Origin of the sequence: Leptospira johnsonii, assembly GCF_003112675.1 — a bacterium.
GTDB classification, from domain to species: Bacteria; Spirochaetota; Leptospiria; order Leptospirales; family Leptospiraceae; genus Leptospira_B; species Leptospira_B johnsonii.
Map to the genome: position 1 here is coordinate 15,548 of NZ_BFAY01000013.1, position 11,358 is coordinate 26,905.

Here is an 11,358-nt window from a genome sequence, read left to right on the forward strand (position 1 = left end):
ACTCCTTATGGTGAATACCCGCGACCGCGTGCGTAAGCTGTTATTTCGTAATCAATAGTTCCTGCACTTCTTGTCAAAAGTGCTCTCAAAAATTGGAAATTAATATCGTCAATCTTATAGATTACAGTGCCATCTGCTAAAGCAGCACCTTTGCCAGGAATATCAATCCAATGCCCAGCAGCAATCGCATCGGGAGTGTCTTCCATCTCTCGATCACTTGGAAAATTAGAGTATTGAAGCTTGAAGTTTCCTGTAGCACCGCCCGCAAAATTAGCATGAACCGAAGCTACATTTAAGTCTTTTACTGTGAAATAAAAAGCTATTGTTGCAGTTGTGGACCCTGAATATTCTTTTTGAAATGCTGACATTATTCTTCCGCCTTCGCCTGTCTGTAATCAGGGTATTTTTGGGATAGTATGTAATCAGTCACAGCATAGGCTTGAGGGCCTCTTCTCATAGCATTATTCAAAACATCTCTAAATCTTGAATTGTTTAATCTATCCTGTGCAATATCTGTCATTGGATTATTGGAGACCATTCTACCATGCTTTCTTAGGAGTATGTTTTTTGCAATTTTACGTCCGTATTTATCGCTAAACCTACCAAGTCCTGCACCGAGGGAGCCCCCTACAAGAGCACCTGTCGTAGGATCCTCAGAAGCTGCAAGCCCAAGTCCTCCACCAATAACTCCTTTTGCAATATCTGAATACATATTCACATTTGCAGAACCAGCAGGGGCTCCTGCTTCAGTAGCTTCCCATAATTGGCGCGCTCTTACTCTTTCTGTTGGAGAATAACCTTGAAATTTATTTGTTATTTCGGAAAGCATTGGGTTATTTTCTGCCTTAAGTTTTTGAAACAAATCCTCAACCCCAGAAAGCTCTTCTTCTCTAAAATTGCGATCAGCAAGTGATTCTTTAACTCTTTGCAGTCTCGAAAGAGTAGTATCTGTTGGGGAGATCACGCTTTCGCCAGTATCTAAGAACTTTCTTTCAAGACCGTAATTCTTTTTGACCTTACTTAGGACATCGGACACTTCTCTAACTGGCTGCATTGCAGCGTCAAATTCCGGGTTCATCTTAACTTTACTGTTTAGGAGACCACGAATATTCTTTAGCATATCCTGTTCACCCGCATCCCCAGTGATAGCATTCCAGTTTTTAATCTTAGAATTTACTTCATTCTTTAGTTTCTCAATGGAGGTTTCCGGAATATAATCATCGCTTTTCTGAAATACTTTATTTATAGCTTCTTTTACATCTTCAATTGATTTAGACCCGCTCCCGCCAACATTAAATTCCTTAGAATTCGCAAGATCATCTAGTTCATTGAATAGAGTTTCCTTTTTGACAGCTCCGAATTCCGGGAGGGCCTCTGTTCTTAGCTTAGAAGCAGCGTTTTCATAATAGCGATTCCCCAACTCTCTAAGAGGTTTATAACGAGTCTCTACGAAATCATCCGCTATTTTCTTAAGTGAATCTTGTTCTGCTTCTTTAATAAGATTAGGATTGGAAACTATTGCGTCGTATTGTTTTGGATCTAATCCAGTCGTAATATTGAAAAGTTCTCTTTCGGTTGAACTACCGCCTCTTGTGGCTTTACCAAGAAGCTTTTCTTTTACAGCATTTAGCCCGCTGCTTACTTTTCTAGTTGCCCCTCCAAGTAAGTCAGGTGCGCCTCCTAAAGCTCCGCCAATAGCGGCACTTGTCGCAGCATCCCCAAGGACTTCCGGTGCGGTTTCTCCTTCAGAAGCACCTATTCCTTGTAATCCTCCTAAAGCTGCTCCTTTTAAAACATTTTTACCAAGAGTAGCCGCAAGTTTTCCGCCACTTGCAAAACCAGTGCCAGGAATAGCTGAAGTTAAAATACTTCCCCCAACCTCGCCTCCCATATATGCACTTGGATTTTCAGCTTGTTGACGATTAAACCAATTCCGCGCTTCGTCTCTCGCTTGATCGTAGCTCATATCAGAAAGAGCAGATTTCCCTGCCCCATATAGTTCATCTGCAAAATCGAAAGTAGTTCCTTGAGCAGCCCCAGCTAAAAGAGGCTTTAGAAACTCTCTTCTTCTAATTTCTGGAGAAAGATTAGAAGCTAAGCCCCTATTTCTTAAAAACTGCTCTCTTTCTAAATCATCTTGTGGACTCATTTTGCACGTCCTTTGGATTGCTCGCTACGATAAAATTCGTTCTGGATCCCTTGGAGAGTCTCATCAAGTGCCCCCATAGCTCTTTCTGGGCTGCGGTAAAGTGAAGAGGCACCCCCCCAATCTGGAATCATATCTTTTAGAACATCGATAGAGCCTGCGTCTAAAGCACCAGTTTTTGCGAGATCTTTAAGATCTAATAGAAGAGAGGAGCGGATCGATCCCATTTGACCGACTTCTTTCGACCCCAAACTACCTCCATAAGGGTTTGCAGCTATGAGTTCTTTGTATTTATCTATCTTATCGCGGATGGATTTAATTTTACCTTCTGACTCGGCTGTCTTTTTGTCCATTCCCGGGACACCGCCACCTTTAGCCCCTAATAATCTCATTTTAACAAGATCACCAATTGGCATGTTATGAATATCGTATGCAGATAGTCCTTTCATAGGCAACCCAGTTGCCGCTTGTGCGCCAAACTGAACGGCTTTAGAAAGTCTTGAATTTGGGTTTCTGGATGCAACAGCCTCTCTAATGTTGCGGTATTTTTCGCCGACCCCACCAACGTCCCCGCCACGAATAGCCGCTCCTATACTTTCAAGAGCTTGTCCTGCGGTATTCCCTAAAGTTCTGCCAGTGTCTTCATTTTCGCCAACAGATCTTAGCCCAGAAATGAATTTAGAAAAAGGTCCTTCCTCTTCCACAATCGCCGCTTTCTCAGGGTTACCAGTAGTCACAACAACCTTTTGAGGGGCTAACTTGGAAGCGATCTTTTCTCTTACCGTAGCAGGCTTTCGAGGATCCACCGGAACAGCGACCTTTACAGGTGCAGCTTGTGTCCCAAATGTTTCGCCTGGAGTTTTTAAAATATCGGGTTGAGTCAAAGCGGCGGCCATGATACCAGTCGGGCTCATTTGTTCTGCTAATTGTTTACGTTTGAACTCTTCTTGGTTCTTACGTGCTAATTCTATTTCTAAAGGAGTAGCCATTTAATACCTCCCAAATAAAGAGAACCCTCTTTTAGGCTGTTGCTGAGGTTGCCCTTGCGCTGCCATCTGTCCTAAAAAATCTTGTTTTTGTTCCGGCTTTTGAAATTGTTTAGGGTTAATCTTATTACCACTCAACGCTTGGCCTAACATTCCTATTCCTTGCCCAAATCCCATTTTCATAAATAACTCCCCATAAAGCTACCGGCGCCTTGTAATAAACCACCGACAAGATTCATGTTTTGACCTCTATTCTGATTCAACATTCCAGCCTGTCCTTGAAGTGCTCCTTGGACCCCTTGAGAAGCTCCAGACTGCATTCCGTATTGGTTCATTGGCTTTTGTGCTTTATTATAATATTCCTGCTGATTAACAAGCTGGTTATTATATTGATCCCTTGTATCTTGTGCGCCAGCTCTTGCCATACCTTGGCCAAAATATTGCTCACCGCCAGCGAGACCTAATTGCCCAAGATTCTGAGTTGCGCCTAATGCTCTATTTTGGGCTCCCATCATTCCTTGAGCGCCTAAATCAGCCATAGCATTTGCCGCCTGTTGACCAGCCGCCGCTTGGGTTGCCATTTGGACACCAGATCCCCCAACACCACGAGAGGCGGCTTGTTGTGCGATTCTATTGGCATTATCCCCGGCCTGTTGAGAAACTCTTCTGCCAGCAGAATTTAAATTCCCTTCTTCAGCTTGGGTAAACCCTTGTCCAGTTTGCCCTTGGGTTTGCTGGATTGCGGTATTCAGTGCTCCGGAATACATTGGGTTATTATATACTGAAGCTTGAGCAGCAGGCCCAAGAGTCTGTAAATTTATATCTTTAAGAGTAGGGACATTCCCTTGATTTATTAAAGCCTGAAGAACAGCAGCTTCAGATTGCTGGGTTCCTCCACTCCCAAAAAGACCACCGATTACATCACCAAATCCGGCCATTATAATACCTCTCTGTTATCAAATTCAATAACTCTTGGATCATTATCTTCCACTTCTATGATTTCCTCATTCTCATCTAATTTTAATCCTGGCTGAGGCCCTGCAAAAGTTCCTACTACTTGATTATTGCTTAAATATAGGTATCTCATATAGACCTCGAATAAAAATAGTATTTCAAGTTTGCTGCGAAGACCACGGATGTGCTATCAGCTCTAGCCCCAAATTGTGCGGATGAATTTAATTTAACTATAGTTTCGACTGACGCAACCCCGCCTGCACCAGAACCGCCGCGCATATTATTTAGAGAACCGGTAGGTGTATAATCAGTTTCATCGAGTGCGGTAATGGCAATAAAAGTCGCGGTTGCCGCTTTAGAGCAATTGCATGAAAGAGAGGCAGTAATTCCTGAAGTAACCGGGCAATTTGCTAAAGTATAAGTAGTTCTTGAAGTTCCTAAATTCGATACGCTCACCTCATTTACAAGCGTAGTTAACCTATACTTAACTTGATTCCCCCATAGTTCTGTTAACACCTGAATATTAGATGCTGCACCGGATTGAGTTTTCAAAACACCAATCAATCTCTTTCTATCATAATTAGATGGCATAGTAGGAGAAGTTCCTGAGGCAGAAAATAGTGCGTCCACTACGCCAGTATCTGTTCTCATAATTAACCAAAAGAAATAAGTAGTATTGGCAGAGAATGTAGTCCCAGATTCCATGCCCCCCACACCGCTGCCAACGGTCCATGTAGCGTCTGCTTGCTTAATAATAGTAGATGGGAGATACATAACACTCGCAAATGTAGTATCCCATGTCCAACCCGGAGATATATTCCAATCATGTGCAGTATCCCCAGAATCTATGGAAGGTAGAAGTCCAGAGGGTGCTCTATCTAAAGGGTAAGTATCTTCTTTAGGGAAAGGAGGAGTCCCGGTATAACTAACCCAAGCACTCCACAGCCCAGTAGAAACAGAATAAGCCCTAGCCCAAAATTCATTGTCTGCAAAAGCACTCTGTGTAATATAATCTGTCGATACAGAATTTATTAAAACACACGCAGCATCGGTAGGAGAATTAGTATAAGGAGCAATTAAGTCCGCGTTCCCCTCTAAAATAAATAAATTAGCGTCCGCTACTTGGTTCTTTTTGCCATGGAATCTATTGTCTACTGCCAAACAAGTTGGAGGAGAATCCGTCTCGGACCATGTAGGGAGTGGTATGGCTTCTTTAATGCTAAAGAACTGGAATTCCAAAAACCTTAAGAATTTGATAAACCAATCTGGGAATGGATCTTTACCAGCGAAGTCAGAATATTTGAACTTAGTCTTCATTTTGAAAGGTTCTGTCCTGCACCTTGCATTCCGTAAGACAAGCCATCAAATTCAGGATTCGAAGAAAGAAGTGAGACGCCCTGAACTTCAAAAGTGAAGGATACAGCTTGAGAGATTCTAAAATCTGCTGGAGTATTAAAACGAGTTAGCGCATTACTGCCAGCATCCCATTCATAAATTTCTACTGGTGTTGGTGAGTAATTTGTAAAAGCGTATATCTTAACAATACATCCGGCTACCGTTTCAGTAAGCCTCGCTATTATTTCATTAACGATTTTATTCTCAGAGAAAGTCCCTTGATAATTAGGGTTGAGAGTAAAGCTTGCATTATCTGAAATTAGAGTATTACTGTTATATCCTGTCGGAGTGTTATAATCAGAGAAAAACCCATTTAGTTCCGGATCGGCCTGAATATCTGTTCCCCCTAAAATTGTAGCATTATCTTCTTTAGTCCTGGTAGCCCATGCAGTGGCTCCCATGTCCCATTTCTGCCAAGTTTTGGAGAACCAATTGTAAACTAAGTCTATTCCTAATTCAGGTAAAGAAAGAATATAAGTATTATTGATTTCGTCGGAGGTGGCAACGGCTCTATTATTGAGCTTATGCTCTTGGATGTAAGGAGTTATAATATCGCCAATTGTATCGTTAGAAATAGGGATAGTTCCCGAAGAGTTTACAATACAAACCCCTCGATTAAATAACCCGTAAATCGCACCATTGCAAACCACAAGAGAATTCTTATTCATACAAACAAGAGAATCATCGAATGTCACTACTTGGAAATCGGCTTCACTATACCCATTTATCAAATATGCACCATCTTCTTTAAAAACGAAAAGATTCTGATTGAAAAGATTCTTTAATCCTATTATTCTAAACCCGCGCCTGCCTATATCCAAATAGTTAAGAACAGGAACATTTTCCGGCTGGTTCAACTTAGAGAAAAATACTCTATTTAAAATAGCTGGCTCCATTTCTGTGTTGGTCTTAGTGAGAAGTGCTGTTCCAGAGTTATTAGTATCAGTAGGCCAATAAACACTATTCCCAAGCCAGTAATTCGCTAGATAATTAGAATACTGATCAGGCATATCGACGCCAAGTTCTGCGAATGGGCTTCTGTCATGATAAGAGAAATCTATGTAAGGTTGGCCTGGCATTGTAGATACCGTAATATCGCTATTTTGGTTGTTAAATCTAAATATAAACCCAAGATCTTGCCGTGGATCATTCATAATAACGCCAATCCAAGACACCGATGGAATAAAAGAATCTGGCTGTAATATTAATGGGTTATCTGAATATGTATCCCAGTTAGCTGTATATGTTATACCACCAATTGAAATTGATTGCGTTGGTGTCCCTGGGTCAGCAGGTGTCCCGACAGATAAATTGATTATAATCCTGCGAGGTTGGCCGGCATAGAAAGTGCGCCCTTGGTATTCTTCAAAATCTAAACATGTATTAGGAGGACTGTTTTCTTGTAAAATCCCTTCAGAAGAAACATTTGTGTATAATGGGATTTCACCAGCAGTTGGCATAGTAGCGCTTGGGGCCTGATATTTCAATACCCCAGCAGCAGCTAAATTAGGGCCAGTATACCCAACAGTGGATTGAACCGTGGAGGGGTAAGATAAGGCATACATCTCATCTGAAGGATCAAGAACAAGCGTCCCAAGATCTCTCGCCGAAAACAACATTATGCCACAATTAAAAGTATAATTGCTTGAACTTCTTATGGATCTAAACGCTGCCCATTGAGTCCATGGGTAATAGCAAACTATATTATATTTTTGCGGGCTCCCGCTACCTAATAAAATAATTCTTTCAGAAGGTGGCGAAAACCAATATTGTCCAAACCAATCTATATAAAATGCACAAATCCTTAAAGCAGCGGACGAATTAGCTGGCACTGTTATATTACCAGAAGCATCTGCTTTAACCATTATGTATTCTGGTTTTGGCAAGCCCGCTGAATAATATTGAGTCAAATGGACTATTGGTTGGCTTGGGATATACGGCTCTATATGATTAACAATCTTTTTTATACGGTTGGTAATGCTTGTTTCTGTAGTCCCGTATGTAGGAGAAGTCGCAGGATCCCAATATGAGACCTCTTTGCCTATAAAGCTATGGTAAAGGCTATACCCTATCTCCTTCCCATTGCCCTCAAATGTTGCAAGAGTTTCTATACCATTAAAATCTAAATCCTCGAATACGCCGCCTACTCCAAGGTTTGCAACTGGATCTGCGTCTGTTCCTATATAATAATAGCAATCATGTTCGTCTGTATCAGGGTTAATTGCGTTTCTATACGCCATTATTTTAACGAGGCTCGTCATCTGCGTTAGGGCCGGAGAAAGCTGGCCACCATACCCCATAGGATAAAGCCTTCTTCTTGGAGCTAAAATCCCGCTACGCTTGCTTTCAATGTTAGTGCAATCCGAAAGACTCCCAACAGGACGCTGGTATTCTATAATATTCCGGACTAGCCCACTAAATCTAGGAGTATCTTGATTCACATCAAACTCCTAAGCGCATTCTTAGAGATAACTTTCATGGATCCGGAATCGTCTCTTGGCGCAATATAAGTTGCTAGTTCCTTTTTCATCTTCTCAAGTGTTGCAAGCGCAAATGGGTAACGTGTGTTGTCCCCCATGATCTCTAAGAGACGAACTGACGCAAACTGAGCCGCTACCTCGAATAATTCTTGCGGTATTTGCGGATAAGAAGTTTTACCAGTAAGGTTTATATAGCAGCCGTTGTAAATGGCCGATAAATCAGTATTAGGATCTACATTCAAAGTTGTAGTAGAAGCAACTACACAAGTCACCCCTTCCGCTAAAACTCGGAAAGGAGAAACATTCTCCATAATATCGACTTTAATCGTAGAACCCGCTATTCCCCAACTTGATGGGATCGCTGAGTTTATAAGTAATTGCTGGAATCCATTGGAGATATTAAAATAATTACTGATTGTTCTACCATCTGCTTTCAAAACTAATTCAGAAGGTCTTTTATAGTAGTAGATGCGTAAATTCTGCCCACGGTTCCCTAGTTGTTGAGGCCAGAAGATAATCTTATCACCTTTGAAATAATAACCTTGTGGGTATGGGGTATAAGTATAACGTGCTTGCAGAAACCCATTCATTGGTTCAGGAACATTTTCGAAAGCTATTTGTGGAATATTAATGTATCCAACTACGGATCCAGGCGTAAAGAATACAGCCTGTCTGAGCTTTCTGCCCATTGCCCTTTGGGGAAGTGGGAATTCCTTTCCTTCATAATTAAACCCACCAGAGAATCCCACGATAGTCCCAAGCGAGCAAGTAGTGGAAAGAGTGTAATGATTGCCGATTTCTCCGGGCTCTATTGCAGTGAATACAATTCTTTCTGGATTATTTGGATCCAGCGCAGCGCTAACTTGATTTAAAACTGCCAATTGAACAACAATTTTTGCCAAAAGGTTGGCCATACTTTCCTCAATATCAGCTCCAATTAGGAATTGGGTGGCTCCAACTGGAGAAGCTTTAGCCGTAAAGGTTATGCCCGTAATTGTGAAAGTCTGATCTGCTGAAAAATTAGAGAATGTGGTAAAACTAGCAGTAGCGTATCCAGTAGGGTTTATGTTATCATATTCTTGCTGGGCTACTAAGATTTCATTTCTTCCCCCTATAATCCAAGGGCAAAGGCCATTTGAAATCTGGTAGTTAATAACATCTAAGATACTTACCCCACCAGTTGCAGAAATGGAAGAGTTTGCTCCGGAACGTAGTTTGGTAAGATCCAATAAAGAATCAGTTGATAAATCCACAAAATACGCTCCGAATCAATTAGGTTCCTGGATACAGACCGCCCCTCTTCAGCCAATCCGGCATTTGAACAGGTGGTCTGCCAGAATTGGAAGGTGCTTGCGCTAAAGTGAACCCATCATCAAGATCATTGTCTTCGGTATCTAACTCGAAGTCGTCCTGATCGTCGTCCATAGGTTTTTTAGCGAGAATTTTGGTAAGTGCTAAATCGTATGCGCTATCCATTTTTTACTCCTAATAAATATACTGCTCGCCGTTGTCTCCACCGGCAAATTGAGTGATCGTTGCGTTTGACAAGTTCTCACTTGCTGCGATTCCAAGCCCAACAAGACCAGGAACCAAACAAGTCACCGTTACCACTCCGGCTCCATCGCTTTCAGCCCTAAAAACTTTGTTAATGGCTTCAGTAGTAGAGGCGTTGATAGCAGCGGCCAGGTTGTCCCCAGTCGCACCAGCATCCGCTCCTATATTGAACTCGTTATTTACGGCTCCAGAAGCTCTGGCAGTAAAAGCAACATTCGCCAAGGTGTAAGCTTGTGCAGCAGTAGGTAATCCAGTGAAAGTTACGGTCGCGGTTGCTCTTACGTTCCCAATATCAATAAGATAAGGGGTAGAATCGCTTCCTTCTGGTTCTTCTAAATTAAGAGCCCCTCTGGATAAAGCCTCCAGGACCCTAACTAACCCAGGCTGCGAAGAGAACTGGGAAGTAGAATCCTGTTGCATGAATCCAGAGATACGGTTGTCGCTTTCGCTCGTGTTTACGTTGATGCTAATCCAACTCATATCTCTGTTCCTCTTAGTTCACAATACCTTCGAATCTTAAGAATCTCTTAGGATGCGCGGTAAATGGTGCCTGGTCAGTCATTGCACGAAGTTCAAACTGGCTGTATTCAGGGCGTGGCCAGAAGTAAATCTCGTTACCCATCGGCCATTTGAAAGTCACGTCAGTTGAACCGATACGTTTGATTCCGTCTTTAGGGACAAGGTAAGCATACCCTTCTTTTACGTATTGGTGTTGGTAGATCTCTACGATACCAGTTCCGCAATAGAATTTGATTGCTTCAGATCCTACATCCAATTCAGTTCTGGAGTAAGAGCTGTCAGTCATCCTCATAGAGGCAGCGTCATTAGCAAGCTTGGTCCAGGAAACCCAGTTCACAAACAAGCACATATCGCCTTTAAACCCTCTGGAAGCTACTCGAGCAACCCCGTCCTGAACCTTAGCGAAAGTCAAAGATCCCCCTACATTTAGAACGTTAGCTTTCCACTGGTTCCAAGTAGTAGGGTTGATATTGAATAACACATCGGTCAAGTTCCCGGAAATCGTATGGATCCCAACAGGTTCGTTCAAACGAGAGCCTTCGTTGTTCATATACAATTTGATTACGTTAGGGTTTGAGTTAATTGCAGTCGAAAGTGCAGTGATACCAGTAGAAGTCCCTTCGACGAAAATCAATCTGTTATCTCTATCAGAATCGATCTGATAAATATTGAAATCGGCGTCGGCTCCAGAAGAAACAAGAGTATTCCCGTTATAAAACTGGACTCTCAAGCCTTCCATACCTTCCCACATACCAGTCGCCCACTCTGATAGTTTACAGAGTAGTTCTAATTGTGTTCCGGATAATACCGTTCTGCTTGTGATAGTAGTTAAACCATTCTGGCCATAAAGGGAAAGAAGTTCAACAGTTCTCTCTGCGTTTTTCTTACAGGCAGACACCAAAAGTTTTGTGGATTCCGCAAAAGCTTGTTTGGTAGTCTGAGCACGCATGCTGGTTGCCCAGTCAAGCCACTCTGAGAAGTAAACGATGGAACCACGAATTTTTGCAGGCTCAGTCTCTAAAGAAACTGGGTTTTTCAACAAGGTTGCATTAGCTACCTGCCCTACAATTGTCGTTCCGTGAGAAGATTGGACCTCAACCGCTTCTTGGAAATAACCCCCGAGGTTATCTGTGGTTGAAAAATTAAAAAGTCTTTGGATTAGTGAAGTTTCTTCTTTAAGGGTAACGTATTGTCCCCAGATGTCCTTGAAGAAACCATTTAAGACGCTCTGATCTGTGCCAGCCATTAGCTAGTCTCCTATAGTTAAAGTTAACGTTTGGAGAGTTCGGAACTCTGAATTAGATGCAGGTTCGGAACCAGCTAA

General features: G+C 42.1%; 12 protein-coding genes. All 12 read right to left on the reverse strand.

The genetic code is table 11. The features are described 5' to 3' along the window. Positions 1-5: 5 nt before the first annotated feature. Genes LPTSP_RS18750 through LPTSP_RS18800 form a run of 12 tightly spaced genes read right to left on the reverse strand, consistent with a single transcriptional unit; the run spans position 6 to position 11,280 of the window. A complete protein-coding gene (locus tag LPTSP_RS18750) occupies positions 6-368 on the reverse strand; it encodes a hypothetical protein (RefSeq protein ID WP_108930281.1) in 363 nt (120 codons plus the stop codon). Then, complete coding sequence (locus LPTSP_RS18755; RefSeq protein WP_108930282.1) at positions 368-2,149, reverse strand: hypothetical protein; 1,782 nt, start codon at positions 2,147-2,149, stop codon at positions 368-370. The genes LPTSP_RS18750 and LPTSP_RS18755 overlap by 1 nt, the downstream gene beginning before the upstream one ends. Beyond that, entirely contained in the window at positions 2,146-3,135 is a 990-nt protein-coding gene (locus tag LPTSP_RS18760; RefSeq protein ID WP_108930283.1) for a hypothetical protein, read from the reverse strand. The genes LPTSP_RS18755 and LPTSP_RS18760 overlap by 4 nt, the downstream gene beginning before the upstream one ends. After that, entirely contained in the window at positions 3,136-3,315 is a 180-nt protein-coding gene (locus LPTSP_RS18765) for a hypothetical protein (RefSeq protein ID WP_108930284.1), read from the reverse strand. Then, complete coding sequence (locus LPTSP_RS18770) at positions 3,312-4,070, reverse strand: hypothetical protein (protein ID WP_108930285.1); 759 nt, start codon at positions 4,068-4,070, stop codon at positions 3,312-3,314. The genes LPTSP_RS18765 and LPTSP_RS18770 overlap by 4 nt, the downstream gene beginning before the upstream one ends. Further along, complete coding sequence (locus LPTSP_RS19185) at positions 4,070-4,219, reverse strand: hypothetical protein (RefSeq protein WP_167396482.1); 150 nt, start codon at positions 4,217-4,219, stop codon at positions 4,070-4,072. The genes LPTSP_RS18770 and LPTSP_RS19185 overlap by 1 nt, the downstream gene beginning before the upstream one ends. Further along, a complete protein-coding gene (locus tag LPTSP_RS18775) occupies positions 4,216-5,403 on the reverse strand; it encodes a hypothetical protein (RefSeq protein ID WP_108930286.1) in 1,188 nt (395 codons plus the stop codon). The genes LPTSP_RS19185 and LPTSP_RS18775 overlap by 4 nt, the downstream gene beginning before the upstream one ends. Next, positions 5,400-7,922, reverse strand: a complete 2,523-nt coding sequence (locus tag LPTSP_RS18780) for a hypothetical protein (RefSeq protein ID WP_108930287.1) — start codon at positions 7,920-7,922, stop codon at positions 5,400-5,402. The genes LPTSP_RS18775 and LPTSP_RS18780 overlap by 4 nt, the downstream gene beginning before the upstream one ends. After that, complete coding sequence (locus LPTSP_RS18785; RefSeq protein ID WP_108930288.1) at positions 7,919-9,214, reverse strand: hypothetical protein; 1,296 nt, start codon at positions 9,212-9,214, stop codon at positions 7,919-7,921. The genes LPTSP_RS18780 and LPTSP_RS18785 overlap by 4 nt, the downstream gene beginning before the upstream one ends. 19 nt (positions 9,215-9,233) lie before the next feature. Next, complete coding sequence (locus LPTSP_RS18790; protein ID WP_108930289.1) at positions 9,234-9,437, reverse strand: hypothetical protein; 204 nt, start codon at positions 9,435-9,437, stop codon at positions 9,234-9,236. Between the two features lie 9 nt (positions 9,438-9,446). Then, positions 9,447-9,995: a hypothetical protein gene (locus LPTSP_RS18795; protein WP_108930290.1), complete on the reverse strand. Its 549-nt coding sequence runs from the start codon at positions 9,993-9,995 to the stop codon at positions 9,447-9,449. Between the two features lie 13 nt (positions 9,996-10,008). Beyond that, positions 10,009-11,280 (reverse strand): hypothetical protein, encoded by a 1,272-nt coding sequence (locus tag LPTSP_RS18800; protein ID WP_108930291.1) that lies wholly within the window; start codon positions 11,278-11,280, stop codon positions 10,009-10,011. Between the last annotated feature and the right edge of the window lie 78 nt (positions 11,281-11,358).